The following is a 24,382-nucleotide window of genomic DNA, read 5'->3' on the forward strand; positions in this document are numbered from 1 at the left end:
GGCTTCCTGACTTGTGTGCTGATTTCGAGGGTGAAAGGCGGGCAGCGGCCACACCTTTCCTATGTGCGGCCCAGCCATCTCCGGGCGGAGATCTGAGGCTTTCCGAACCCGATTCACATCGGGAGTGGCAAGGTGGGCGATTTTGCAGCTGTGGACAATTTAGTCAATCCAGTAAGATGAGAATGTTTCTCAAACAGATGAATAGATCAATCTTTATGCACAAAGGTGAGTACAAAAAACACCATTAACAAAATAAACAAAGATATGAGGCGATAAGGTTCTATGAGCTTATGGCCTGCTCTGTAGAGACTTGTTCATATGAATACATATTTAATCTGAAATCCGCATACCAAAACCATCATGCGACAGCCTGTGTCATCAGCATTTCTAAAGTCGCACCAGCCAGTCATCGCCGCGAACAGACATCAGAACCACGCCAAGAGTGCCCCCGGCTCAAGAACCGGGAGCATTCCAGCTTACGCAACAGAGGCTCGTGCGCTGTGGCTCAGGATCCACGCCTCGAAGTCGGCCAGCATGCGGGTTTCCGACTCGCTGTTGTCGGCGATAAGCTCGGCGCCGTGTACCACCCGGATATGGGCATCGAGCGGGCTTCCCTCGCCAGTTGCGGGGCGCTGCTGGGCGGCGGCCATGCAGGCCTGCGCCTGTTGCCACGCCTCGGCGGCGCTCAGGTTGCACGCCTCGGCCAGCGGCACCGCGCTGAATCCCTCGCCGGTCAGGCTGCGCAGGGTCTCATCGTGACTCATGCCGTTGCCAGGCCCCCAGTAGTGGGCGGCCAGATCCGGCCCGATACGCGGGTTGTCGGTGAGGTAGCCATCACGTTTGAGGAAAAAGGCGCGGGTCTGCTCCACCGCCATCAGCGCCAGCAGGTAGCCATGATAGGCGCAGGCCGACTCCTGATTAAGGAGGTGCGGAATGGCCAGCAACGGGCGCGGGCTCTCCACCCCGAGGATCTTGCGCTCCCACTGACGGGCCAGCGCCAGCACCGCCTCGGGAGTACGTTCGGCCTCATCCATGGCGTAGAGATCCCGCTCGAAGTAGGCCACCAGCGCGATCTGACGTTCGTTAAACGCGCGAAACGGCTGACGCGCTTCAATCATCTCCTTGATAAGGGCGTCGGGAACAGCCTCTCCCGCCGCATTTCTGGCGTAACGTTTGAGCCAGTCAGCATCGTCCAGCAGGCTGTCGCAGAACATCGACTGGGTTTCGGCATAGGCCATGGAGGTGGGCGGAAACTCCTGTGAGAAGCAGGGGGCGTTGCCGGTGACATTGGCAAAGTGCGCGGCGTGGCCTCCCTCGTGGAACAGGGTGTTGAGGCCACTCCAGCCGCTGCCCACCTGCGCCGGATCGGCCAGGCTGGTGAAATTGACCACCGCCGGCACCCACTCCCCCTGTTGGAAGAAGCTCGGTACCGGACCGTGGCAGAAGCCGTTCTCGTATTTCCCCTCACGGGTCAGCAAATCCAGGGTCAGGGTCGCACCACGATACTGGATGCCGAGCCGGCGGAAGCTCTCAACCCAATCCCGCAGCGCCCGCGAGAAGGGCACGTAAGGATCTAGCTGGCGGGTCACATCGCCGCTCACGCTGTAACGCAGGTTATGGGGCAGCAGGGCCGCCTCCCCCTTGGCGGCCTTCAGCTCGGCCAGGCTCTGCTGCAACCGGGCGTCGGTGCGGGCAATAAAGTCGTCGAGGATGGCGAACAGCTGCTCCGGGCTCATCTGCTCGTTCTTGCGCACCTTGTAGTCGAAGTAGTCGCGATAGCCCATGGCACGGGCAAAGCGGTTGCGGATCGCCACCACCTCGAGAAAACCGTTGCCGACCACCCACTGCTCCAGGGTGCGGAACATGGCGAGCGCGCTCTGGCGCACCGCCTCGTTCGGGCTGGCGGCAAGGGAGGTACTGGCGGCAGGCAGGCTGCCTGCGACCTGCTGACCCTGCTCATCCAGCAGGGTCAGTTTCAGCCCCTTGCGGCGGGCGAACAGCTCCGCCTCGGCGGCTACCAGCTCATCCATCAGGGCGGCAGCGGCGGGATCTTCAATCACATTGCACTCGAAGAAGGCGATCCAGCCTTGCAGACCGCGCTTGAGATCATCCTCGTCGGCCTGCACCAGCATCTCCCGCAATTCGGGCAGACGGGCCGGATTGGCACAAAAGGCCTTGTAGGCCTGCTCGGCCGCGGTGAAACCGGCCTGATCATCGCTGGTGCCCATATAGGTGGACCAGAAGAGATCCTCCTTGCGCCTGTGTACCTGCAGGTAGTCGGCGTTGAGCTGGTTGAAGTAATTCCTGGCAATGGAACTCATAAATTCCCTCTTGTTATGGGGTCACCCGCAGCGGGGCCCACTCCTTTTTTTGAAGAAATGCCAAACCATTCACACTCTTTGGCAAAAATTGCGCAGGGATGCGCATCAACACGCTACCAAAAAGTGGGGGTTGCTGTCTGCTGACTATACTGATGTTAAAACGCTCATTTGAGAAAGCTCGGCAAGAGACTGAAAGTAAATGAGTTGTTAACTCTTACGAACTGGCTGCCGCGGTACAGAGCCACATAAAATCAACAGGGAAATGAGGGTTTAGTCATGTTCAAGCTCGGTGATATTACCGTGAGCCGCAAATTGATTTTGCTGCTCGCACTGGCGTTTGTCGGTTTTGTCTCGCTGCTGCTTATCTCGGCCAACGCGCTCCAGCGCAATCTGATGAGCGAGCGAGAGGCGCGGCTCAATGCGGTACTGGAGCAGGCCATGAGCCAGATCCAGTTTCTGGCCAGCACCCTGCCAGCAGAGCAGGCCCAGCAGGAAGCGCGCAAGCTGCTGACCAACACCCGCTTTGATGGCAACAACTATTTATTCGTCATCGACGAGAACCGCACCATGGTGGTTCACCCTATCCGTCCCGAACTGGTCGGCCAGAAGATGGGTGAAGGAAGTGCCGCCACCGCCGGGCAGTTCTGGTATCAGATGGTGGATATCGCCAAAGGGGGCAAACAGGGCACCCTGCAATATGTCTGGACAGGCCCATCGGGTGAAACCGCCGACAAGCTCTCCATGGTCTCCGGCTATCAGCCCTGGGGCTGGATCCTCGGTTCCGGCATGCTGCTGCAGGATATTCAGCAGACCATCTGGGCCCAGTACATGAAGATGGGTACCGCCACCGCCATCGTGATCCTGCTGATGGGGCTGCTGGGCTGGCGCATCACCCACTCCATCGTCTCCCCCCTCAGCCAGATCAACCACGCCATGCAACGGGTCGCCAAGGGGGATCTGGTGGTGAGCATCCCGGTACAGGGCAAGGATGAGCTGGGAGTGGTCGCCCGCTGCACCAACCAGAGTCTCGATGCCATCCGCCACGCGCTGCTGGAGGCAAGTCAGGGGGCCCGCAACGTGGCCGATGCCGCTCTGCGCATTGCCGCCTCCGCCGAGCAGACTAATCAGGCGGTCACCAACCAGCGGGATCAGCTGGCCCAACTCGCTACAGCCATGAACGAGATGAGTACCACCATCTCTGACGTAGCGGGCCATGCCGAGAACACTGCGCGCGATACCCAGGAGGCGACCGGTGAGGCTGGCCTCGGCAACCGGGATGTGCACGCCAGCGTGAACGGCATCAAGGCGCTCGCCAGCGAAGTGGAGCAGGCGACCCAACAGGTCAATCAGCTCAAAGAGGGGGTCATGCAGATCGGCGAGGTGACGGCGGTCATCAGTGCCATCTCGGATCAGACCAACCTGCTGGCCCTCAACGCCGCCATCGAGGCAGCCCGCGCCGGCGAGCAGGGCCGTGGTTTTGCCGTGGTGGCCGACGAGGTGCGCCAACTGGCCAGCCGCACTCGCCAGTCCACCGAGGAGATCCAGAGCACCATTGCCCAACTGCAACAACGGGCCGTCAGTGCAGCCAATGCCATGGATGCCAGCCGCAAGCTGGCGGAGAGCAGCGTCGATCAATCCCAGCAGGCGGGCCAGGATCTCACCCTGATCGTCAACCACATCCAGCATGTGAGCGACATGGCGACCCAGATCGCCACCGCCGCCGAGCAGCAGAGCATGGTGGCCGAGGATATGAACCGCAACGTCAGCGGCATCAACGACTCGGCGCTGGAGATGTCCCAGTCCGCCTCGCAACTGGCGCAGGAGAGCGAACTGCTGGCCGGTCTCTCCCGCAGCCTTGATGAACGGCTTGCGGTGTTCAAACTGGGCAAGGAGTCAGCTACAGCGCCAATGATGACTCCTGTGTCTCCCCCCTCCGGAGAGCAGCGCGCCCGTCATTGATGGCGTCAACCCGTGTCGCCTTGTCACCCGACCTGCCAGCCCAGCTGGCAGGTTTTTTTACGCCAACAACACGCAATTAGCATGCACCTTATCGGCATATTCAACGGTATTCGACGCCATTCACAGATAAGAGAACAATTTAAAAACAGCTAGTTAGAATGATCCATGTGCCGTTGAACGGTGCATTTAAACATTTAACTTCAAATAATTAATCAATGCGGTGCACAATGGTGATGGCCGAACATTTGGCCCATCACTAACCATCTAGTCATTTGGCAAACTGACCGAAAGGTCGGGACGCAAAGCCTCCGGTCTACAGACGTTTTGTCCAGGATAGCGGGGTTGCCACACGCAAGTGTGCATCGGGGATCTCCTCGGCCAACTGACTGCCCACATCTATCGAACAGAGGAATGTATGGCAGCAAAAATCCAACTCAATCACATCGCGGCGATGCTGGCCCTGCTGGCCAGCGGCAGCGCCCTGGCCCACGGCTACATCAGCCAGCCCGAGAGCCGCAACTACCTGTGCAAAACCGGTGGCAACAGCCAGTGTGGCGGCGTGCAGTGGGAGCCCCAGAGCGTGGAGGGCCCATCAGGCTTCCCGCAAACCGGCCCGCAGGATGGACAAATCGCCTCGGCGGGCAGCCCGCGCTGGAGCGAGCTGAACATCCAGACCAGCGACCGCTGGACCAAGCGTGAAGTACAGCCCGGTCCCTTCGCCATCAGCTGGACCTTCACTGCCAACCACGTCACCCGTAACTGGCGCTACTACCTCACCAAGCAGGACTGGAACCCCAACCAGCCGCTCACCCGCGCCTCGTTCGACCTGACCCCCTTCTGCGTCATCGACGGCAACATGGTGCAGCCGCCCAAGCAGGTGACCCATAACTGCATCCTGCCGGAGCGCACCGGTTATCAGGTGATCCTCGGCGTGTGGGAAGTGGGCGACACCAGCAACAGCTTCTACAACATCATCGATGCCAAGTTCAAAGATGGCAGCCAGCCACCGCTGGAGTGGAGCCAGGCAGGCACCATCTACCCCTCCATCGATCTCGCAGTGGGTGACAAGGCAATGACCCGGGTATTCGATGCCAACGGCGAGCGCCCCGAGCTGCAGACCGTGCTGACCATCACCACCGCCGAGCAGGGCCAGAAGAACAACTGGGCCCATGCCCTCGCCAGCAAGATCAACGCCGAGCAGAGCCTGATCCGCGCCGGTCAGCAAGGAGCCGATGGCCAGTTCAATCCGGTCTACGGTATGAACCCCGTCTATCTGCATCGAGACAGCAAACTGAAGCGGGTCGAGATTGACCTGCAACAGCTGCAGCCGCCGGTAGTGGACAGCATCAGCGTCAGCGGTCTGGCCAGCGACTATGTGCTGGACAACGGCAAGGCCACCCTCGATTTCACCGTCACCGCACAGGGCGATCTGGCCGTCACCAACACCCTCTATGACCACGGCGGCGTCGCCAAGGGTGAAAGCAGTGCCGACATCAAGGACAGCAGCCACACCTTTACCATGGCGCTGGAAGGGCTCAAGGCAGGTCACCACCAGCTGGTGATCAAGGCCACCCCGAAAGCGGGCGGCGAGACCATTCAGCAGACCATGGATCTGATGTTCAAGGAGCAGAGCAGCGGCGAATACGACTTCGTCTTCCCGAACTCGCTCAAATCCTATGCCGCCGGCACCAAGGTGCAGCAGCCGAAAAATGGCAAGGTCTATCAGTGCAAGCCCTTCCCCTACAGCGGCTACTGCCAGCAGTGGACCACCACTGCCACCCAGTACGAGCCGGGCATCGGCTCCCACTGGCAGATGGCGTGGGATGAAGTGAAGTAACTCGCCACCGGATAGCAAAAGGGGAGCCATTGGCTCCCCTTTTGTCATCTCTTCCTATTCAAATCTGGAAGTCGAGGGCAGGCTCGCTGCCCATGGCGCGGGCTTGAATATCCGCCAGCGCCAGCTCGGGGTTGCAAAGCTGGATAAACTGCCAGGCAAAGTTGTGCTGGAACTGCCCCTGCTTGAGGCCAATCCAGGCGGTGTGGGGGGCAAACAGATGGCTGCCATCGAGCTGTACCAGCCCCTGATCGCGCTGTGCGTCGAACGCCATGTCGGCCAGTATGCCGACCCCCATCTCCAGCTCGACATAGGTCTTGATGACATCGGAGTCCTGCGCCGTCAGCAGGATCTGTGGCTCGATGCCAGCCGCAGCAAAGGCTTCATCCACGCGCACCCGCCCGGTCAACCCGGCTTGATAGGTGACGATGGGCCAGTTGGCCAGCGCCGCCAGCGTCAGCTCCCGCTCACCAGCCAGTGGATGTTGCTCGGGCACCACGATATTGTGGTGCCAGCGGTAGTAGGGAAATGCCACCACCCCTTCGCTCTTGTCGAGCTGCTCGCTGCTGATGCCGATATCCACCTCGCCGGTCTGCACCAGCCGCACTATCTCCTCCGGGCTGCCCTGACGCAGCTCCAGCTGTACCAGCGGAAACTGCTCGCGAAACGCCTTCACCACCCGCGGCAGGGCATAGCGGGCCTGGGTATGGGTGGTCGCCACCAGCAAACGGCCCGAGTCGCGGTTGGCAAAGGTACTGGCCAGTTTGCGGATGTTGTTGGCGTCATTGAGAATGCGCTCGGCAATCACCAGCAGCTCCTTGCCAGGCTCGGTCATACCGAGCAGCCGCTTGCCGTAGCGTATAAATAGTTCGATACCGAGCTCCTCTTCCAGCTCGCGGATATGGCGACTCACCCCGGATTGCGAGGTAAAAAGGGCGTTGGCCACCTCGGTCAGGTTGTAATCCCGCCGCGCAGCCTCCCGGATAATGCGTAACTGCTGAAAATTCACCTTGTCGCCTCCTGCGAAGAGTGGGCGACACAATCTGCTCGCCCCTCTCATTTTTGTTATTTGGCCGGATCATGCCCCGGCAGAGCGCCTGAACCGGGCGGCCACACCGCCCGCAACACAGCATCAAATCTGATAATCGGGATAGAACTGCGCCTGTCTGGCCACCAGCTTCACCCCCTGACCCGGGACAAACAGCTTGGCCGCCTCCTTGGTCAGCTCCGCCTCATAGTGAGCCCCTTTGGTCTCACCGTCACCACGCAGCTCCACCCGAATGCGTGGCCCCATGGGCAGCAGACGGGTGATGGTGGCACGGATCCCGCCCGGCGCATCGGCTGGCAAGATCTCCAGTTCATGGGGGCGGACATAGGCGATGGCGGCACTGCCGTGGGCCAGATGAGAAGCTGACGGCCCGCCGAGCAGCTGCTCGCCGACACCGAATCCCTGCTCCGCCACCCGACCGCGGAACTGGTTCACGCTGCCAAGGAAGCTGTGAACGAAGGAGCTGGCGGGCTGGTCGTAGACCTCGGCCGGGGTGCCGATCTGCTCGACCCGTCCGGCATTCATCAGCACCACCCGATCCGCGACCTCCAGCGCCTCTTCCTGATCGTGGGTGACGAACAGACTGGTGACGTGCAGCTCGTCGTGCAGCTCGCGCAGCCAGCGACGCAGCTCCTTGCGCACCTGCGCATCGAGGGCACCGAAGGGCTCATCCAAGAGCAGTACCTTGGGCTGCACCGCCAGCGCGCGAGCCAGCGCGACCCGCTGACGCTGACCGCCGGAGAGCTGGGTCGGATAGCGCTCGGCCACATGGCTGAGCTGCACCAGATCCAGCAGCTCCTTGACCCGGGCGCGAATGGCCGCCTCGGCCGGGCGCTCACTGCGCGGTTTGACTCTAAGGCCAAACGCCACGTTCTCGAAGACTGTCATATGGCGAAACAGGGCGTAGTGCTGGAACACGAAACCGACATTGCGCTCGCGCACATGGAGATCCGAGGCGTCCTCACCGCGGATGATGACGCTGCCACTGTCGGCCTGCTCCAGCCCGGCGATGATCCGCAGCAGGGTGGTCTTGCCGCAACCGGAGGGGCCGAGCAGCGCCACCAGCTCACCGTCGTGAAAGTCGAGGTTGATGTCTGCCAGCGCCGCGTACTGATTGAAATGCTTGTTGAGTTGTTGAACCTGAATGCTCATGGCTGCCTCTTTAAAACGGTGATCAGTGAGATTTGGTGGGCTGGGCACGCAGCCGGGCCAACAGGGTTTCACCCAGCAGGGTGAAGATCCCGAACAGAGCCAAGAGGCTTGCCACTGCAAAGGCGGCGCCGGTCTGGTACTCGTTGTAGAGGATCTCGATATGCAGCGGCAGGGTATTGGTCTGGCCGCGAATATGACCGGAAACCACCGACACCGCGCCAAACTCCCCGACCGCACGGGCGGTACAGAGCAGCAGGCCGTACATCAGGCTCCAGCGAATGCCGGGCAGGGTGACGCGCCAGAACATCTGCAGGCCGCTCGCCCCCAGCATGATGGCGGCTTCTTCCTCTTCCGGGCCGCGCGCCTCCATCTGGGGCAGCAGCTCGCGCACCACGAAGGGCACGGTAATGAAGGTGGTGGCCAAGATGATCCCCGGGGTGGCGAAGATGATCTTGATGTCGTGTTCGCTCAGCCAGTCACCGAACCAGCCGCGGCTGCCGAACATCAACACCAGCATCAGACCGGCGATCACCGGCGACACCGAGAAGGGCAGATCGATGATGGTGATGAGCAGCTGCCGACCGGGGAAGCGGAAGCGGGCGATGGCCCAGGCCGCAGCGATCCCGAACAGCAGATTGAGTGGGACGGCGCAGAGGGTCACCAGCGCGGTGAGGCCAAGGGCACTCAGAGCGTCCGGCTCGCTGATGGCGTGCCAGAAAAAAGCGAGCCCCGGCGTCAGCGCCTGAATAAAGACGGTTGCCAACGGCAGCAGCAACAGGGCGGCAAACCAGCCGAGACCAACCGTGATGAGCAGCCACTTGACCCACTGGGGTTCATGGATCACGACCGGCGCCTTGCGAGCGGGGGTCACCTCCACAGAGGCCGCCTCAATGGCGATAGCAGATGAACTCATATCCGGCTCCCTCCGATGCGAGACCAGCTCCAGGCCTGCAACTTGTTGATTAGCAGTAACAAAATGAACGAAATCAGCAGCATCACCACGGCGATGGCAGAGGCACCGGCATAGTCGTACTCCTCCAGGTGGCTCATGATCATCAGTGGCGCGATTTCGGAGACCATCGGCAGGTTGCCGGCGATAAAGATGACCGAACCGTACTCCCCTACCCCGCGGGCAAACGCCAGCGCAAAGCCGGTCAGCAGGGCCGGGATCAGGGTCGGCCAGAGCACCCGCATAAAGGTCTGCCAGCGATCGGCGCCGAGGCTGGCGGCCGCCTCCTCCTGTTCAGTTTCAGCCTCCCGCAGCACCGGCTGCAGGGTACGCACCACAAACGGCAATCCGATAAAGGTGAGGGCAATCACCACCCCAATGGGGTTATAGGCGAGCTGGATGCCGAGCGGCGCCAGCAACTGGCCGATCCAGCCGTTGGGAGCGAAGATGGCGCACAGGGCGATGCCGGACACGGCGGTCGGCATGGCAAACGGCAGGTCGATCAGCGCATCCACCAGACGACGACCGGGGAAGGTGTAGCGCACCAGGATCCAGGCCAGGATCAGGCCAAACAGGCTGTTGAGCAGCGCCGCGACAAAGGCCGCACCGAAGCTCAGGCGAAAGGAGGCGAGCACCCGGGGTGAACCGATCACCTGCCAGAACTCGGCGGCGGTCAGGTTGTTGACCGCAAACAGCACCAGGGCCGAGAGCGGCAACAGCACCAGCAGGCCCAGATAGAGCAGGCTGAACCCCAGGGTGGGGCCAAAACCGGGCAGGACAGAATAAGAACCAAATCGCATAACACATCCATCTGTTATGAAGAATTTTCGATATGGTGATTCTGCGCACTCCCCTCATCGGCAACAAACATCAATTGCGACTTTGCTAATCACTTTTTTGTCTAACCGCAGAGTCACAAGGCTCTTGGCGCACTCCAAATAAAAAAAGGTCTTTTATATAAATAAAAGACCTAAGAAATGGAGCAATACGGAGCGGAGCATTCAAAGAACGGGGGCATGGAGTAGCCAGCGAACAGCGCGCTCGCCAACCCTCCAACCACTTCACAGATACCTAGCGAAAGCCCAGTACGACCGGCCGGGGCGATGCGGTCTTGACCGGTGCCACCACCAGCTCACCACGGCGGTAGAGTGCCCCTAGCAAATGCAGCCCCTGATGCCAATCCCCATGACCTGACTGGGCATTGATATGGCCCGCCTCACCGGCATCGAACAGCGGCACCTGCCACTGACGGCTCCAGTACTCGGCCCGTTCAAAGCTCATCCAGGGATCGTTGCGGCTGGCCACCAGCTGGGCCGACACCTGCAGCGGCCCGGCCAAGGCCTCATCCGCAATGCCAAAACGGGCAGGATCGGCGGGCGCCACCAGAAAGATCGAGGCCACCTTCTCCGGCTGCAATCTGGCTGCCGCGATGGCGGTCAGGGCACCGAAAGAGTGGGCCACCAGATGGACCCGACTGCGGCGACTTCTCAACTTGCTCGCCAGCTTGGCACTCCAGACCGTGAGATCCGGTTTCTCCCATGGCAGACCCGTCATCCGTTGCCAGTAGGGAAAATGCTCGTGCCAGCGACTTTGCCAGTGATCCGGCCCACTGTTGTGCAGACCGGGAACCAGGAGGATCTTGTTCATCTTGGTGCTCCTATCGGCTGGCACAGGGGCCAGTTCAGTGATGGATAACGAAGCTATCAACGACCCGGCTGATAGATCTGGTCAAACAAACCACCCTGGGCGAAGTGTTTCTTCTGGGCTTTCTCCCAATCCCCTTCCAGATCCTTGACGGTAAAGAGGGCAAGCTGCGGGAACTGGGCCGCGGTCTCCTTCAGGATCGCCGGGTTGCTGGGGCGATAGTGATGTTTGGCGACAATATGCTGCCCCTCGTCAGAGTAGAGATAATCGAGATAGGCCTTGGCCACCGCTTCGGTACCGTGCTTCCTGGCCACCTTGTCCACCACCGCGACCGGCGGCTCCGCCAGAATGGAGACAGAAGGCACCACCAGCTCGAACTTGTCGCTGGCACCCGCCTGACCAAGCACCAGCAGGGCTTCGTTCTCCCACGCCAGCAGCACGTCACCGAGACCGCGCTCGGTAAAGCTGGTGGTGGCACCGCGGGCGCCTGAGTCCAGCACCTTCACGTTCTTGAAGAGATCGCCAACAAACTGCTTGGCCCCCTCTTCACTGCCGCTCTTCTTCAGGGCATAGCCCCAGGCGGCCAGATAGTTCCAGCGTGCCCCGCCGGAGGTCTTGGGGTTGGGAGTCACGATGGCGACATCCTTGCGCACCAGATCATCCCAATCCTTGATCTGCTTGGGATTGCCCTTGCGCACCAGGAAGACAATGGTGGAGGTATAGGGCGAGGCGTTGTTGCCGAGACGACTCTGCCAGTCGGCAGCGGTCAGCCCCGCCTTGGCGATGGCATTGACATCGTAGGCCAGCGCCAGCGATACCACGTCGGCCTCCAGCCCATCCACCACAGCACGGGCCTGCTTGCCGGAGCCACCGTGAGACTGGCTCACCACCACGTCGTCGCCGGTTTTGGCCTTCCACTCCTTTGCAAAGGCGGCGTTGTACTCCTGAAACAGCTCGCGGGTCGGATCGTAAGAGACGTTGAGCAGGCGGATCTCGGCGGCATTGGCCTGGCCAAATGCCAGCAGAGAGAGCAGGGTCAGGGCGGTCATTCGCAGTTTCATGGTGATACTCCATATCTTGTTGGGTTGAGAACAGCATGCCGTGGAGTTGTTATGCCCAGAAGAAAGAAATAACTCTTTGCTTATCTCTTTTGCTCATATCAACTCAGCCACCCGCACCGGGAGCCGGACGCAGACTCTGTGAGCCATGCCTCTCTGGCCCCTTGCTCGCTGTGCCATCATGGGAACAAGGCTGGCAGATGACGAAAAGGAAGTCGTTATGTGGATCAATGCAGAACCGGTCAACGGAGCCCTGGTCTCGCTGGCCATCGGCCTTATCATCGGGCTGGAGCGGGGCTGGCAGGTGCGCCAGCTGGGGGACAACCAGCGCATCGCCGGAATGCGGACCTACGGCCTCATCGGCCTGCTCGGCGGGGTATGCGGTTTGCTGTTGCCCACCCTGGGCCCCTGGCTACCGCTGCTCGGCCTGCTAGCGGTGGTGATCGGCTGCGGCCTCTCGGTCTGGCTGGCCCAGCGCTGGCAAGGGGAGTTCGGCCTCACCAGCTCGGTAGCCATGCTGCTCACCTATCTGCTGGGGCTGATGTCGGTACTGCTGAGCCCGAGCGAGGCGGTCGCCTGCGCCGTGCTGGCGGCACTGCTGATGGGGCTCAAGGGCAAGATCCAGCAGGGGATGCTGTTTCTCAGCGAAACCGAATTCCACGCCACCCTGCGCTTTCTGCTCATCTCGCTGGTACTGCTGCCGGTACTGCCCAACGAGGAGATGGGCCCCCTCGATGCCTTCAACCCCTTCAAGATCTGGCTGATGGTGGTGGTGATCGCCGGCATCTCGTTTTGTGGCCACTTCGCGGTTCGTCTGCTCGGCACCCGCGCCGGGCTGGTGCTCACCAGCATACTGGCGGGATTGGCCTCTTCCACCGCCCTCACCCTGCAGTTCGCCCGCCTCAACAAGGAGCAGGGGGGGCTGGAGCGACTGCTGGCCACCGGCATCCTGCTGGCGGGGGCCACCATGTGGCTGCGGCTGCTGGTACTGGTGCTGCTGATTCACAGCGAACTGGCGATGCGCCTCGCCGCCCCGCTTGTGTTGCTGGCGACCACGGTGTACGGCTTTGCCTTCTGGTTCTGGCGCCAGCGCGAGGAGCTGACAGACGGCCCGGTGCAGCCGGAAACCAGCAACCCGCTCGATCTGGCCACCGCCATCAAGTTCGGCCTGCTGTTGGCGCTGATCGGCTTTATGGCAACTCTGCTGCAAGACAAGGTAGGCAACTCCGGGGTCTATCTGCTGTCGCTGGTTTCGGGGATCACCGACGTGGATGCCATCACCTTGTCGCTCTCCCAACTCTCCCATAAAGAGCTGGCGCTGGAGGTAGCGGCCCGCGGCATTCTGCTGGCCGGGCTGATCAACTCGCTGGTGAAGGGGTTGCTGGCCCTCGGTATCGGCGGTCGCAGTCTCGGGCTGCGGGTATTGCTCCCCTACTTCGTCTCGGCCCTGCTGATCCTGCCCCTCGTCTGGCCCGCAGGTTGACGAGGATCACCTGCAACAAGTGACAGACTGACGGCGCCCCTGACAGTCACGTATACTGCCTGCTCTTGCAGCATGGGGAGGTAGCAATGGCGAGCGACTGGGACAAGGTACTGGCAGGCGGGGCACTGGATAGCCAGAGCGAGGAGATAGCCAACGACCGGATCCGCGGTCAGGCGCTGCTGGCCCGGCTCAATGGTTCATCGGCGGGCGATGCCCCTCTGCGCCAGCAGATCTGCCGCGAGCTGTTCGGCCACTGCCCCGACTCCTGCTGGATCAGCACGCCGTTCACCTGCGAATTCGGCCGCAACATTCATATCGGCGAGAAGACCTTCTTCAACTTCAACGTCACCATTCTCGACGTGGGCGAAGTGCACATCGGCAGCCATGTGCTGCTGGCCCCCAACGTGCAGATCTACACCGCCACCCACACCATGAACTATCTGGAACGACGCAACTGGACCGCCTACAACAAGCCGGTGCGGATCGGTGACGACTGCTGGATTGGCGGCGGCGCCATCATCTGCCCCGGCGTTACCATAGGGCCGCGATCCATCATTGGCGCAGGCGCCGTGGTGACCCGCGACATCCCTGCCGACTCGGTGGCGGTGGGCAATCCGGCCAAGGTGATCCGCCCCCTCAAGCAGGACGAGGAGCGCTGCTGGGAGCTGGCCCAATGATGGCGCTGGCGCTGCTGCCACTGGGCGCCGCCCTCTGGCTCGGCCTCGACGGCCAGCAGTGGTGGCCGCTGGCCGTGTTGCTCTCCATGAGCCTGCTCACGGTAGCCGCCTACGCCTGGGACAAGCGGCAGGCGGTACGGGGTGAGTGGCGCATTCCCGAATCGAGGCTCCATCTGCTGGAGCTGTGCGGCGGCTGGCCGGGGGCGCTGGTTGCCCGCCAGTGGCTGCGCCACAAGACCCAGAAGCGCAGCTACCGGCTGGTCTTCTGGTTTATCGTGCTGCTGCACCTCACCCTGTGGGCCCTCTGGCTTGGCCGCCCTCTCTGGCAGCAATAGCCACCCGGGTAACAAGGTGGTGGCTTGGCCGCCCGCTCTGGCAGTAATAGCCAACTGCATCACAAAGGCGAAACGGGCCCCATTGCGGCCAATTGGCGGCTGTGAGAAAACAGAACGGATCCCATCAGCGTTTTCGTCGTTTATGATGACCATATTGATAACGACAAGGAGTCGTGACATGACCATGTGGACAGGCATAGTCCTGATCGTATTTATCAGCGTATTGTTCGGATATCTCGGAAAACGGGCTCGCTATCAGATGGGGGATGCCCGCATTACCGACCGCCTCGGCAAGCAGGATCTGGTCATTCGGGAGCTGCAGGAGCGGATCGCCAATCTGGAGGCGATCGTCATCGAGGAAGAGAAACGGCGCCCGTTTCGGGAGCTGTGATTTTTCGCCATCAGGCGTCAGATAACCAAAATTCAAATCAAAGAAAGAGGGCTGCATGATGCAGCCCTCTTTCGTTTCAGCAAATTCAGATTGCCAGCGGCAGCAACTCCGCATAATCGCGGATCGCCGGAAAAGCGGTGATGCTCTGCTCCGGCTTGCAGCTGTCCGGATTCTGGATCGCCAGCTGATAGCCGATACCGTAGTCGGCGGCAGCCCGCAGGATCCGCTCGCTGTCATCCACAAACAGGGTGCGGGCCGGATCGAACGCCAGCCGCTCGGCCAGCGCCTGCCAGCAGTGCTGGCTCTCCTTCGACCAGCCCAGCTCGTGGGTACTCACCATCAGATCCAGATGGTCGGCAAGACCGAGTTGCGCATCCTTCACCGACAGGCTGGCGGGGTGGGCGTTGGTGAAAAGCACCAGCTGCTTGCCCGCGGCGCGTAGCGCGGCCAGAAAGGGGATGGCGTGGGGTCGCCACTGGATCTTCGCCAGCAGCTCCTGCTTGAGGGCACGAATGTCGAGCCCCAGGGTCTCGCTCCAGTAATCCACGCAGTACCAGTTGAGGGTGCCGTTGACGGCGTGATAGTGGACGTCGATCTGCGCTTTGGCTTCATCCAACGGCAGCCCGAGTCGCTCGGCGTAACGCTCCGGCACCAGCTGCTGCCAGAGGTGGTTGTCAAAATGCAGATCGATCAGGGTGCCATCCATATCGAGCAAGACGGTATCTATCTGGTGCCAGGGCAAGGTGGTGGAGCGGGAGTGTGGCATCGGGCCTCTTGATCGCGGATCTCGGAAAACGGGGCGGCAGTATAACGGATTTTTCCTCCCCCTTTGCCATCCCTGGCCCGTGGTGTTCGGTGTGAGAGTCGTTTACTCTTGAAGCACTATTTTTTAACGAGCAGCCAGCGTCCGATGAGCGACCCCCACAAGAGCAAACCCGAGCACATCTCAGCCGACCAACTGGATCACCCCAAGTGCAAGCCGGAGATCCTCAAGGCCGATATCGTGGCCGAGAGCCGACTGTTCAAGGTGGAATCGCTACACCTCAAATTCTCCAACGGCGAAGAGCGGGTCTACGAGCGGATGCGCGGCGGTAATCGTGGCGCCGTCATGGTGGTGCCGCTGTTCGATGCCCACACCCTGCTGCTGGTGCGCGAATATGCCGCAGGCACCCACTCCTACGAGCTGGGCTTCCCCAAGGGGCTGATCGACCCGGGCGAAGATGCCTTCGAGGCGGGCAACCGGGAGCTGATGGAGGAGGCGGGCTTTGGCGCCAACAGCCTCACCCTGCTCAAACAGGTGTCGCTGGCGCCCGGTTACTTCTCCAGCCGGATGGATATCCTGCTGGCGCGGGACCTCTTCCCCGAGCAGCGGATCGGCGACGAACCCGAACCGCTGGAGGTGATCCCCTGGCCACTCAACCGGATCGACGAATTGCTGGCGCGACCCGACTTCACCGAGTCGCGCAGCATCAGTGCCCTGCTCCTGGCCCAAAAGTGGCTGGCGGAGCAAGCAGAGTAGCCCGCAGACGGGCAGTTAACAGACAGAGGATAACGAGATGCAGGAGTTGTTGGCCTGGGTGCCGGGGGTCAAGGAGATTGCCCGCGAAGCCGGAAGGATCCTTCACGACATCTATCATGGCGGTCAGTTCGAGCGTCAGCTGAAGGAGGATGCGACCCCGGTCACCAGTGCCGATCTTGCTGCCGATGCCTACCTCAAACAGGCGCTGTCGGCGCTCACCCCCCATGTGCCGGTGCTGACCGAAGAGGCAGCCGACATCCCCTTCAGCCAGCGATCCAACTGGCGGCAGTACTGGCTGGTGGACCCCCTCGACGGCACTGGCGAATTTATCGCGGGTAGCGGCGATTTCGCCACCCTGATTGCCCTGGTGCGGGACAATGTGCCGGTGCTCGGGGTCATCTACGCTCCCGAGTCCAACGTGCTCTACTGGGCGGTGCGCGGCTACGGCGCCTTCAAGGAGGTGAATGGCGAGGTACTGCCCATCAGCGCCATGCATCACGAGCATGACCAGCCCGACTCGCTGGTAGTAGCCATCAGCCGCCGCCAGAAGCTGGAGAACCTCACCCGCCGCCTCAACCCGGCCATCAACTACGAGCTGATCCCGCTCGGTTCCAGCTCCCTCAAATCCTGTCTGGTGGCGGAAGGGGCGGCCGATTGCTACGTGCGGCTCGGCCCCACCGGCGAGTGGGACACCGCCGCAGCCCAGTGCATCGTCGAGGCGGCTGGTGGCCGCATCCTCAGCCTGGCGTTGCAGCCGCTCAGTTACAACGAAACCGAGTCGCTGGAGAACCCTGACTTTATCGTGATGGGGGATCCGGACCTCGCCTGGGGTAGCATTCTGGCCCACTAGGCGGATAGCGATATCATCACACCAGACAAGCAGGCGGTACGATGGCCGCCTGCTTTTTCAGAGTCGTTGTCCGGGGTGATGGCCGGTGTGATCCGCTGGTCAAGGCGCTCTTGAACAGCGTGATACGCTGGCAAAGCGGCAAAATGATAGTGAAACATCACAATCGGTCGGCGAGAAATGGTGCAATTTTCACGTAATCCTGAAAACACCTGATTAGCCAAAATAAAAAAATGATAGTAGATCAAATTTTGGTTTTATATTTCACAAAAATCACCAATATCAGTTTTGTTCCATTCTGTGAACCAGATTCCATTCCCAATCTCGCTGGCTAAACCCCGCAATGGCAGTGATATGTTTCAGTCTCGTTTTTTGAGAATTAAATCCCGATAAACCACAATGAACTCAGATTAAAACACTAACAAAAAGTGAATTAGTAATGAGTTTATCTGTAGAGGCTACCAAGGAGCTATCCGGTTCCTGCTCCACCACAGCCAGCACCACCCGCTGGCGCCGTCACGACACCCACTGGGTCATCAGCCTGTTTGGCACCGCCGTTGGGGCCGGTATCCTGTTCCTGCCTATCAATCTGGGTCTGGGCGGCATCTGGCCCCTTGTCATCGTCGCGGTACTGGCGGGCCCCATGACCTTCCTCGCCCACCGAGGGCTGGCGCGCTTCGTGCTTTCCTCTTCGCGCCCCCACGCCGACTTCACTGAAGTGGCGGAGGAGCACTTCGGCAAGATGGCCGGTCGCCTCATCTCGGCGCTCTATTTCCTCTCCATCTTCCCGATCCTGCTCATCTACGGGGTCGGGCTGACCAACACGGTAGAGAGCTTCATGGTCAACCAGCTCGGCATGGCGACCCCGGATCGGGTGATGCTCTCCGGCCTGCTGGTATTTGCCATGATCGCCGTGATGCTGGCGGGTGAGAAAGCGATGCTGCGTGCCTTCGCCTTTATGGTCTATCCGCTGGCGGCCATTCTGGCGGCCCTCTCCTGCTACCTGATACCTCAGTGGCAATGGCCGGAAGTGACCGCGTTTGAAGGGGTCAGCTTCCTCAACACCGTCTGGCTGGCGCTGCCGGTCACCGTGTTCGCCTTCAGCCACGCCGCCGCCATCTCCGGCTTTGCCAACGTGCAGCGCCGTGAATATGGCGAGCAGGCCGAAGCCAAGAGCGGCCTGATCCTGCGCAACACAACTGTGATGCTGGTAGGCTTCGTGCTGTTCTTCGTCTTCTCCTGCGTGCTGAGCCTCTCGCCAGCCCAGCTGGCAGAAGCCAAGGCCCAGAACGTCTCTGTGCTCTCCTATCTCGCCAACATCACCGACAACCCGGTGATCGTGACTCTGGGGCCGCTCATCGCCTTTATCGCCATCAGCTCCTCCTTCCTCGGCCACTTCCTCGGTGCCCGCGAAAGCCTGAAAAGCCTGATCGCCAAGCCCACCGGCCTGCCGCTGGCCAAGGCGGACAAAGTCGGCATCGCCCTGATGTTCTTCTCTATCTGGGGTGCCGCCGTCATCAACCCGGGCATTCTGGGGCTGATGGAAACCCTCTCCGGCCCGGTGATCGCCATGATCCTGTTTATCATGCCGGTGATTGCCATCTATAAGGTGGAGGCGCTGGCCCGCTTCCGTCACGGCTGGACCAACGGCTTTATCCTGCTGACCGGCTCGCTGGCGGTATCGGCGCTGATCTTCAGCCTGTTGAAGTAACGACTCGCAGCAGAAACCAAAAAAGAGAGGCGACCTTGGGTCGCCTCTCTTGTCTCTGTTCGGGTGTGAGCTCAGCTCAGCCCAGCCTGGCGCCGTTCTCCACCGCCTGCTCGGGGATAGCCATCACTACAGCGCCATCCGGCCGATAGAAACCGGTCAGCAGAAATTCAGACTGAAACGGGCCGATCTGCTTGGTCGGGAAGTTGACTACGGCGATGATCTGGCGGCCTACCAGCTGCTCTGGCTGGTAGAGGGCGGTGATCTGGGCACTGCTCTTGCGAATCCCCAGTTCAGGGCCAAAATCCGCCCATACCTTGTAGGCCGGTTTGCGCGCCTCGGGGAACGGCTCGACCCGCACCAGGGTGCCCACCCTCAGCTCCACCATCTCGAAATCCTGCCAGCTAATCGTCTCCATCTTGGCTCCTGTTTATCATGCACCTTGCATGACCCGCACCATGGCCCAAAGAGAGAAACCTGTCTTCGGCGATCAGCCGTTTCGTTGCGGCAGGTGGCCGTTTTGCTGGCGCCAGAGGGACGGAGTGAGCCCGCTCTCGGCCAGGAAGCGCTCGCTGAAGGCCCCCTGATTCTGGTAACCACAACGGCTGGCAATCTCGCCAACGGGCAGTTGCGTACCGGCAAGCAGGGTGCGCGCCAGCGCCATGCGCCGACTGCGAATGTAGTGGGAGACGCTCATCCCCAACTGCTGGCGAAAGGCGAGCTTGAACTGGCTCTGGCCAAGGCAGGCGATGGCGGCGAGTTGCTGATTGGTCAGCGGGGCGGCGAGGTTGGCATCGATATGGCGTTGCACCTTGAGGATGCGGGCGGCAAGGCGCGGCATGGCTGCACTCTGCATCCCCAGCCCTTCAGCCAGCAGAGAGAGCCACACCTGCTCCATGCCAGCCACCTGCCGCCCCTCGGCCACCATGCGGTGCAGAAACGCGAGGTAGTGGCGCTGGGGCTCATCCAGCTCGATAAAGGGGCAAGCCGCCAGATCGCCGGGCAGCCAGTCGCTCTCCTGCACCAGAAACGAAAGCGTCGGATCGGCGGCGTAGTCGTGCCGCTCGCCGGGAGCGATGATGCAGGCAGAACCGGGGGCAAGCCTGCGCCCCCGGCCCTGCACCTCAATCTCGAGGGGGCCGTCGAGGGGGATCACCAACTGGGCAAAGTCGTGACTATGGCTGCAGACGTGGTGGTGATAGTGGCGCAGGCTGAAGCGGGACATGGCAGATAGCAATGACGCGGCCAGGGCCGCGTCATTGGGGGTTATTCCTTGTCGAAATCTTCGATCTCTTTGCCCAGCGCTTCCATGATGGCGCGCGCTTCGGCCGGGACACTGTCCGGTTGATCCTTGCGCAAATCTTCGTCGCAAGGGAGCGGCTGGCCGGTGAAAGCGTGCAGGAAGGCTTCACAGAGCAGCTCGCTGTTGGTCGCATGACGCAGGTTGTTCACCTGACGGCGGGTGCGCTCATCGGTCAACACTTTCAACACCTTGAGCGGGATCGAGACGGTAATCTTCTTGACCTGTTCGCTCTTCTTACCGTGTTCCGCGTAGGGGCTGACGTAGTCGCCGTTCCACTCTGTTCCCATGACTCACCTGTTCTCATTTAGCCGTGAGCGCGGATTTTAACCCTTAAGGAAATTAATGGCAATCCAACAGCAAAGCCATTTAGACGTCTGGAAGTGTTGACGGCTTTTTTAAGCTGGCGTAGTGTGGTTGTCCATGAGCCCGCAATGGCGGGATGGCGCGTGGCAGCAAGATGCCGGCGTGTGAAGAGACATCAAGGAGAGTGATATGACCCACAAGGCCACCCTGGCGGTTCGCACCGGGATTGAGACAGACCAGCAACACGGTGCCGTGGTGCCCCCCATCTACCTCTCCAGCAACTACACCTTTGCCGACTTTGGCGAGCCCCGTCAATACGATTATGCCCGCTCCGGCAATCCGACCCGCACCAATCTGGCGGACGCGCTGGCGGCGCTGGAAGGGGGCGCAGGCGCCGTGGTTACCGGCACCGGCATGGGGGCCGTCCATCTGGTCACCACAGCACTGCTCAAGGCGGGGGATCTGCTGCTCGCCCCCCACGACTGCTACGGCGGCACCTGGCGTCTGTTTGAGTATCTGGCGGCCAAGGGCCACTACCGGGTGCAGTTTGTCGATCAGGGTGACGAGGCCGCACTGGCCGCCGCACTGGCGCAAAAGCCTGCGCTGGTATGGGTCGAGACCCCCTCCAACCCGTTGCTGCGGGTGGTGGATATCCGCGCCATTGCCAGCGCCGCCCACGAGGTGGGTGCGCAGGTGGTGGTGGACAACACCTTCCTCTCCCCCTTGCTGCAACAACCGCTGGCACTTGGTGCCGACGTGGTGGTGCACTCCACCACCAAGTACATCAACGGTCACTCAGACGTGGTGGGCGGAGTGGCGATTGCCAAGGAGGCAGCACTGGCCGAGTCGCTGGTGTGGTGGGCCAACTGTCTGGGGCTCACTTCCGGGGCGTTCGACTCCTACCTCACCCTGCGCGGCCTGCGCACTCTGGCCCCCAGATTGCGCACCCATCAGGAGAACACCGATCGCATCCTCGCCTTCCTGCAACAGCAGCCACTGGTGAAACGCATCTATCACCCCAGCCTGCCGAGCCATCCGGGTCACGATATTGCGCGCCGTCAACAGTCCGGCTTCGGCGCCATGCTAAGTTTTGAACTCGATTGCAGCGAGGCGGGCATTCGCGCCTTCCTCGCGGCCCTCACCCTCTTCTCGGTGGCCGAGTCTCTCGGCGGGGTGGAGAGTCTGGTGGCCCATCCGGCCAGCATGACCCACAGGGCCATGACCCCGGCGGCGCAGCAGGCAGCAGGCATCAGCGCCCAACTGCTGCGGTTGTCGGTCGGTATTGAACACGGTGAAGACCTGGTGGCCGATCTGGCTCAGGCTTTTGAACAGGCGCAGCAGGCAGAACAGGTAGCGAAGTAATGGAACAGCAGCAACAAGGAGAGATCGCGGTGGCAGCAGAAGCAGGATTGAAGCGACGTCACGTCCACAAATTTGGTGGCAGCAGTCTGGCGGATCCGGTCTGTTATCGCCGGGTCGCCAGTATCGTTGAACAACAGGTGGGCGGGGATGAACTGATCGTGGTCTCCGCCGCCGGCAAGACTACCAACCGGCTGATCCAGCTGGTGGAGCTGGCCGAAGCGGGGGATGAAGCCGCAGGTGAAGCCATCTCTGCCCTACAGGCCTATCAGCAGAGCCTGATCGACGGCCTGCTGGAGGGTGAACTGCAGCTCGACCTGAGCAAACAGCTGGCCGACGACATGCAGCTGATCGCCAAGACCCTGGAGGGGCAGTTTGATCGCTTCGCCCGTAACGGCCTGCTCGCCTTTGGCGAGGTGTGGTCGGCGCGCCTGCTGGCGGCCCTGCTCACCAGCCGCGGCGACAAGGCTATCTGGCTCGATGCCCGCAGTTTCCTGCGCGCCGAGGATGGCGCTCTGGTCAAGGTGGATACCGCCCTCTCCAGCGAACTGCTCAAGGCGCGACTGGCGGAGCATGCCGGTCGCATCGTGGTAACCGGCTTTATCGCCGCCGACATGGAGGGGCGCTCCCTGCTGCTCGGTCGCAACGGTTCCGACTACAGCGCCAGCCTGTTGGCACTGCTGGCGGACGGCGAATCCACCACCATCTGGAGCGACGTGGCCGGGGTCTACAGCGCCGACCCGCGTCGGGTGAAAGAAGCGCGTCTGCTGGAACGCCTGAGCCTCGCGGAAGCCAACGAGCTGGCCCGCCTTGGCTCCTCAGTCTTGCACTCCCGTACCCTGCAACCAGTGGCCGACAGCCGCCAGCGCCTCACTTTGCGCTGCAGCTACAACCCGGACGAGGGCTGCACCCATATCCTGCGCCGCGCCCCCCGCTCCGGTGGCGCCCGCATCGTCTCCTCGGTGGATCAGATCGCCCTCATCGAGCTGAAGGTGCTGCCGCAAACCAACTACGAGCAGACGGTGGCCACCATCGAGGCCCATCTGGCTCGTCACCGTCTCAACCCACTCACCCTGCAGCGCCAGCCGGATCGCCGGATCCTGCGCCTCGCCTACACCCTCGAGGTGGCACAAGGCGCCTTCGAGCTGCTGCGCGACTTCCAGCTGCAAGGGAGCTTCACTGGCCTCATCCAGAAAGAGGGGTACAGTCTGGTGGCGCTGGTCGGCGCCGGGGTCACCGACAACGCGGAGCAGTGTCACCGCTTCTATCAGCTGCTGGCAGATCAACCGCTGGAGTTCGTACAGGTGGCCCGAGATGGCCTGAGTCTGGTGGCCGTGCTGCGTCAGGTAGTGCTGGAGCCGCTGCTCATCGCCCTGCACAGCGCCCTGTTCAGTCGCCCAACCCGAGTCGGACTGGTGGTGTTCGGCAAGGGCAATATCGGCGGCCACTGGCTGAGCCTCTACGCCCGCGAAAAGGCGCGCCTCGAGCATGAACTCAATCTGGCGCTCACCCTCTACGGGGTGTTCAGCTCGGAAGGGGGCCTGCTCGATGAAGAGGGGCTCAACCCCCTCAAGGTACAGGACAACTTCAATCCAAAGCCGCTGATCTGGCCGGAGTTGCTCTCCCAACTTGAGCAGCACGGCTTCGACGCGCTGATTGCGCTGGACATGACCGCCAGCGAAACGGTGAGCCGCTACTACCCCGACTTCGCCCAGCTCGGCATTCACATCATCGCTGCCAACAAGTTTGCCGGCGCCGCCGACAGCGAGTTCTACCAGCGCATCAAACAGACCTGCCGTGACCATCAGGTACAGTGGCGCTACAACGCCACCGTGGGCGCCGGGTTGCCAATCCAGTCCAGCATCCAGATGCTGCGCCAGAGCGGCGACCGCATTCAGGGGGTCTCCGGCATCTTCTCCGGCACCCTCTCCTGGCTGTTCCAGCAGTATGACGGCACCCGCCCCTTCTCCGAATTGGTGGACGAGGCGTGGCAGCACGGCCTGACCGAACCGGATCCCCGCGAGGATCTCTCTGGTCAGGATGTGCGGCGCAAGCTGCTTATTCTGGCTCGGGAGGCAGGCTTCGAGCTCGACTCCGCCGATATCGAGCTGGAGAATCTGGTGCCCGTTACGCTGCGCAAGGTGACCGCCGATCAGTTTATGGACAGACTGAAAGAGCTGGATGGCCCGATCCAGACCGCCTTCGAAGGGGCCAAGCGCCTCGGCAAGGTGCTGCGCTACGTGGCCCGCTTCGAGCATGACGGCAAGGCGCGGGTCGGACTGGAGGCGCTGGAGCCCCATCACCCGTTTGCCAACCTCTTGCCGTGCGACAACATCTTCGCCATCGAGAGCGACAGCTATCGCACCAACCCGCTGGTGATCCAGGGGCCGGGGGCTGGCCGGGAAGTGACCGCCGCCGCTATCCAGTACGATCTGTGGCAGATCTGCGCCAGCCTCTAAGGCTGATATGCAAAGGGAGCAACACCTCAGCTC

At 61.6% G+C, this 24,382-nt stretch carries 23 protein-coding genes and 1 riboswitch; of the genes, 11 read left to right on the plus strand and 12 right to left on the minus strand.

Annotated features, from left to right (window positions below; translation table 11 throughout):
- Window positions 1–476: 476 nt before the first annotated feature.
- Entirely contained in the window at window positions 477–2,321 is a 1,845-nt protein-coding gene (locus OKC31_RS11365; RefSeq protein WP_247823883.1) for a M3 family metallopeptidase, read from the minus strand.
- A 276-nt stretch (window positions 2,322–2,597) separates the two neighbouring features.
- Between OKC31_RS11365 and OKC31_RS11370 the strand changes: the two genes are divergently transcribed.
- A complete protein-coding gene (locus OKC31_RS11370) occupies window positions 2,598–4,280 on the plus strand; it encodes a methyl-accepting chemotaxis protein (RefSeq protein WP_247823882.1) in 1,683 nt (560 codons plus the stop codon).
- A 264-nt stretch (window positions 4,281–4,544) separates the two neighbouring features.
- Window positions 4,545–4,630, plus strand: a riboswitch (cyclic di-GMP riboswitch).
- A gap of 65 nt (window positions 4,631–4,695) precedes the next feature.
- The gene (gene gbpA, locus OKC31_RS11375) at window positions 4,696–6,117 is read left to right on the plus strand and encodes an N-acetylglucosamine-binding protein GbpA (RefSeq protein WP_247823881.1); all 1,422 of its coding nucleotides are present in this window, start codon (window positions 4,696–4,698) and stop codon (window positions 6,115–6,117) included.
- Between the two features lie 58 nt (window positions 6,118–6,175).
- On the opposite strand, the gene cbl is transcribed toward gbpA, so the two are convergent.
- From cbl to OKC31_RS11405, 6 genes are all read right to left on the minus strand, one after another.
- Window positions 6,176–7,123, minus strand: a complete 948-nt coding sequence (gene cbl, locus OKC31_RS11380; protein WP_216959546.1) for an HTH-type transcriptional regulator Cbl — start codon at window positions 7,121–7,123, stop codon at window positions 6,176–6,178.
- Between the two features lie 123 nt (window positions 7,124–7,246).
- Window positions 7,247–8,314 carry a sulfate/molybdate ABC transporter ATP-binding protein gene (locus OKC31_RS11385; RefSeq protein WP_108613814.1) on the minus strand — a complete coding sequence of 356 codons (1,068 nt, stop codon included), beginning with the start codon at window positions 8,312–8,314 and terminating at the stop codon, window positions 7,247–7,249.
- A gap of 22 nt (window positions 8,315–8,336) precedes the next feature.
- Window positions 8,337–9,227 (minus strand): sulfate ABC transporter permease subunit CysW, encoded by an 891-nt coding sequence (gene cysW, locus OKC31_RS11390; protein WP_247823880.1) that lies wholly within the window; start codon window positions 9,225–9,227, stop codon window positions 8,337–8,339.
- A complete protein-coding gene (gene cysT, locus OKC31_RS11395; RefSeq protein WP_247823879.1) occupies window positions 9,224–10,063 on the minus strand; it encodes a sulfate ABC transporter permease subunit CysT in 840 nt (279 codons plus the stop codon). The genes cysW and cysT overlap by 4 nt, the downstream gene beginning before the upstream one ends.
- Before the next feature lie 271 nt (window positions 10,064–10,334).
- Complete coding sequence (locus tag OKC31_RS11400; RefSeq protein WP_270656980.1) at window positions 10,335–10,910, minus strand: RBBP9/YdeN family alpha/beta hydrolase; 576 nt, start codon at window positions 10,908–10,910, stop codon at window positions 10,335–10,337.
- Between the two features lie 56 nt (window positions 10,911–10,966).
- Entirely contained in the window at window positions 10,967–11,968 is a 1,002-nt protein-coding gene (locus tag OKC31_RS11405; RefSeq protein ID WP_247823877.1) for a sulfate ABC transporter substrate-binding protein, read from the minus strand.
- A 217-nt stretch (window positions 11,969–12,185) separates the two neighbouring features.
- Here OKC31_RS11405 and OKC31_RS11410 point away from each other — a divergent pair, with 217 nt between their 5' ends.
- The 4 genes from OKC31_RS11410 (at window position 12,186) to OKC31_RS11425 (ending at window position 14,851) form a co-directional block, all read left to right on the plus strand.
- On the plus strand, window positions 12,186–13,448 hold the full coding sequence (locus tag OKC31_RS11410; RefSeq protein WP_005343059.1) for an MgtC/SapB family protein: 1,263 nt from the start codon (window positions 12,186–12,188) through the stop codon (window positions 13,446–13,448).
- A gap of 86 nt (window positions 13,449–13,534) precedes the next feature.
- A complete protein-coding gene (locus OKC31_RS11415; RefSeq protein ID WP_247823876.1) occupies window positions 13,535–14,125 on the plus strand; it encodes a sugar O-acetyltransferase in 591 nt (196 codons plus the stop codon).
- The gene (locus tag OKC31_RS11420) at window positions 14,122–14,460 is read left to right on the plus strand and encodes a DUF1294 domain-containing protein (protein ID WP_201980260.1); all 339 of its coding nucleotides are present in this window, start codon (window positions 14,122–14,124) and stop codon (window positions 14,458–14,460) included. Before OKC31_RS11415 ends, OKC31_RS11420 begins: the two co-directional genes overlap by 4 nt.
- A gap of 178 nt (window positions 14,461–14,638) precedes the next feature.
- Window positions 14,639–14,851: a hypothetical protein gene (locus OKC31_RS11425; RefSeq protein ID WP_111805991.1), complete on the plus strand. Its 213-nt coding sequence runs from the start codon at window positions 14,639–14,641 to the stop codon at window positions 14,849–14,851.
- Between the two features lie 85 nt (window positions 14,852–14,936).
- Here OKC31_RS11425 and yrfG read toward each other — a convergent pair whose 3' ends face one another.
- On the minus strand, window positions 14,937–15,617 hold the full coding sequence (yrfG, locus tag OKC31_RS11430; protein ID WP_139741524.1) for a GMP/IMP nucleotidase: 681 nt from the start codon (window positions 15,615–15,617) through the stop codon (window positions 14,937–14,939).
- Window positions 15,618–15,761: 144 nt separating this feature from the next.
- On the opposite strand from yrfG, the gene nudE reads away from it, so the two are divergent.
- Window positions 15,762–16,370 (plus strand): ADP compounds hydrolase NudE, encoded by a 609-nt coding sequence (gene nudE / locus OKC31_RS11435; RefSeq protein ID WP_180343321.1) that lies wholly within the window; start codon window positions 15,762–15,764, stop codon window positions 16,368–16,370.
- Window positions 16,371–16,407: 37 nt separating this feature from the next.
- On the plus strand, window positions 16,408–17,220 hold the full coding sequence (gene cysQ, locus OKC31_RS11440; protein WP_042053272.1) for a 3'(2'),5'-bisphosphate nucleotidase CysQ: 813 nt from the start codon (window positions 16,408–16,410) through the stop codon (window positions 17,218–17,220).
- Here cysQ and OKC31_RS11445 read toward each other — a convergent pair.
- A complete protein-coding gene (locus OKC31_RS11445; protein WP_247823875.1) occupies window positions 17,217–17,465 on the minus strand; it encodes a hypothetical protein in 249 nt (82 codons plus the stop codon). The two genes, cysQ and OKC31_RS11445, sit on opposite strands and share 4 nt — an antisense overlap.
- 191 nt (window positions 17,466–17,656) lie before the next feature.
- Here OKC31_RS11445 and OKC31_RS11450 point away from each other — a divergent pair, with 191 nt between their 5' ends.
- Complete coding sequence (locus OKC31_RS11450) at window positions 17,657–18,928, plus strand: aromatic amino acid transport family protein (RefSeq protein ID WP_103252478.1); 1,272 nt, start codon at window positions 17,657–17,659, stop codon at window positions 18,926–18,928.
- Between the two features lie 76 nt (window positions 18,929–19,004).
- Here OKC31_RS11450 and OKC31_RS11455 read toward each other — a convergent pair whose 3' ends face one another.
- The 3 genes from OKC31_RS11455 to metJ form a co-directional block, all read right to left on the minus strand.
- Window positions 19,005–19,343: a tRNA-binding protein gene (locus tag OKC31_RS11455; protein WP_005343050.1), complete on the minus strand. Its 339-nt coding sequence runs from the start codon at window positions 19,341–19,343 to the stop codon at window positions 19,005–19,007.
- Between the two features lie 72 nt (window positions 19,344–19,415).
- Window positions 19,416–20,150, minus strand: coding sequence for an AraC family transcriptional regulator (locus OKC31_RS11460; RefSeq protein ID WP_247823874.1), 735 nt, complete (start codon window positions 20,148–20,150; stop codon window positions 19,416–19,418).
- Between the two features lie 41 nt (window positions 20,151–20,191).
- Window positions 20,192–20,515: a met regulon transcriptional regulator MetJ gene (metJ, locus tag OKC31_RS11465; RefSeq protein WP_005340251.1), complete on the minus strand. Its 324-nt coding sequence runs from the start codon at window positions 20,513–20,515 to the stop codon at window positions 20,192–20,194.
- 205 nt (window positions 20,516–20,720) lie between these two features.
- On the opposite strand from metJ, the gene metB reads away from it, so the two are divergent.
- The gene (gene metB / locus OKC31_RS11470; protein ID WP_247823873.1) at window positions 20,721–21,893 is read left to right on the plus strand and encodes a cystathionine gamma-synthase; all 1,173 of its coding nucleotides are present in this window, start codon (window positions 20,721–20,723) and stop codon (window positions 21,891–21,893) included.
- On the plus strand, window positions 21,893–24,349 hold the full coding sequence (locus OKC31_RS11475; RefSeq protein ID WP_005357837.1) for a bifunctional aspartate kinase/homoserine dehydrogenase II: 2,457 nt from the start codon (window positions 21,893–21,895) through the stop codon (window positions 24,347–24,349). The genes metB and OKC31_RS11475 overlap by 1 nt, the downstream gene beginning before the upstream one ends.
- The last annotated feature ends 33 nt before the right edge of the window (window positions 24,350–24,382 follow it).

The organism is Aeromonas sp. Y293-4 (genome assembly GCF_027705905.1).
In the GTDB taxonomy this organism is placed as follows: Bacteria; Pseudomonadota; Gammaproteobacteria; order Enterobacterales; family Aeromonadaceae; genus Aeromonas; species Aeromonas veronii.

Bases quoted from the DNA above. Each gene is read 5' to 3' on its own strand.
- OKC31_RS11365 (WP_247823883.1), bottom strand. From the start codon at position 2,321: ATGAGTTCCATTGCCAGGAATTACTTCAACCAGCTCAACGCCGACTAC.
- OKC31_RS11370 (WP_247823882.1), top strand. From the start codon at position 2,598: ATGTTCAAGCTCGGTGATATTACCGTGAGCCGCAAATTGATTTTGCTG.
- gbpA (WP_247823881.1), top strand. From the start codon at position 4,696: ATGGCAGCAAAAATCCAACTCAATCACATCGCGGCGATGCTGGCCCTG.
- OKC31_RS11385 (WP_108613814.1), bottom strand. From the start codon at position 8,314: ATGAGCATTCAGGTTCAACAACTCAACAAGCATTTCAATCAGTACGCG.
- cysW (WP_247823880.1), bottom strand. From the start codon at position 9,227: ATGAGTTCATCTGCTATCGCCATTGAGGCGGCCTCTGTGGAGGTGACC.
- cysT (WP_247823879.1), bottom strand. From the start codon at position 10,063: ATGCGATTTGGTTCTTATTCTGTCCTGCCCGGTTTTGGCCCCACCCTG.
- OKC31_RS11400 (WP_270656980.1), bottom strand. From the start codon at position 10,910: ATGAACAAGATCCTCCTGGTTCCCGGTCTGCACAACAGTGGGCCGGAT.
- OKC31_RS11405 (WP_247823877.1), bottom strand. From the start codon at position 11,968: ATGAAACTGCGAATGACCGCCCTGACCCTGCTCTCTCTGCTGGCATTT.
- OKC31_RS11410 (WP_005343059.1), top strand. From the start codon at position 12,186: ATGTGGATCAATGCAGAACCGGTCAACGGAGCCCTGGTCTCGCTGGCC.
- OKC31_RS11415 (WP_247823876.1), top strand. From the start codon at position 13,535: ATGGCGAGCGACTGGGACAAGGTACTGGCAGGCGGGGCACTGGATAGC.
- OKC31_RS11420 (WP_201980260.1), top strand. From the start codon at position 14,122: ATGATGGCGCTGGCGCTGCTGCCACTGGGCGCCGCCCTCTGGCTCGGC.
- OKC31_RS11425 (WP_111805991.1), top strand. From the start codon at position 14,639: ATGACCATGTGGACAGGCATAGTCCTGATCGTATTTATCAGCGTATTG.
- yrfG (WP_139741524.1), bottom strand. From the start codon at position 15,617: ATGCCACACTCCCGCTCCACCACCTTGCCCTGGCACCAGATAGATACC.
- nudE (WP_180343321.1), top strand. From the start codon at position 15,762: ATGAGCGACCCCCACAAGAGCAAACCCGAGCACATCTCAGCCGACCAA.
- cysQ (WP_042053272.1), top strand. From the start codon at position 16,408: ATGCAGGAGTTGTTGGCCTGGGTGCCGGGGGTCAAGGAGATTGCCCGC.
- OKC31_RS11450 (WP_103252478.1), top strand. From the start codon at position 17,657: ATGAGTTTATCTGTAGAGGCTACCAAGGAGCTATCCGGTTCCTGCTCC.
- OKC31_RS11455 (WP_005343050.1), bottom strand. From the start codon at position 19,343: ATGGAGACGATTAGCTGGCAGGATTTCGAGATGGTGGAGCTGAGGGTG.
- OKC31_RS11460 (WP_247823874.1), bottom strand. From the start codon at position 20,150: ATGTCCCGCTTCAGCCTGCGCCACTATCACCACCACGTCTGCAGCCAT.
- metJ (WP_005340251.1), bottom strand. From the start codon at position 20,515: ATGGGAACAGAGTGGAACGGCGACTACGTCAGCCCCTACGCGGAACAC.
- metB (WP_247823873.1), top strand. From the start codon at position 20,721: ATGACCCACAAGGCCACCCTGGCGGTTCGCACCGGGATTGAGACAGAC.
- OKC31_RS11475 (WP_005357837.1), top strand. From the start codon at position 21,893: ATGGAACAGCAGCAACAAGGAGAGATCGCGGTGGCAGCAGAAGCAGGA.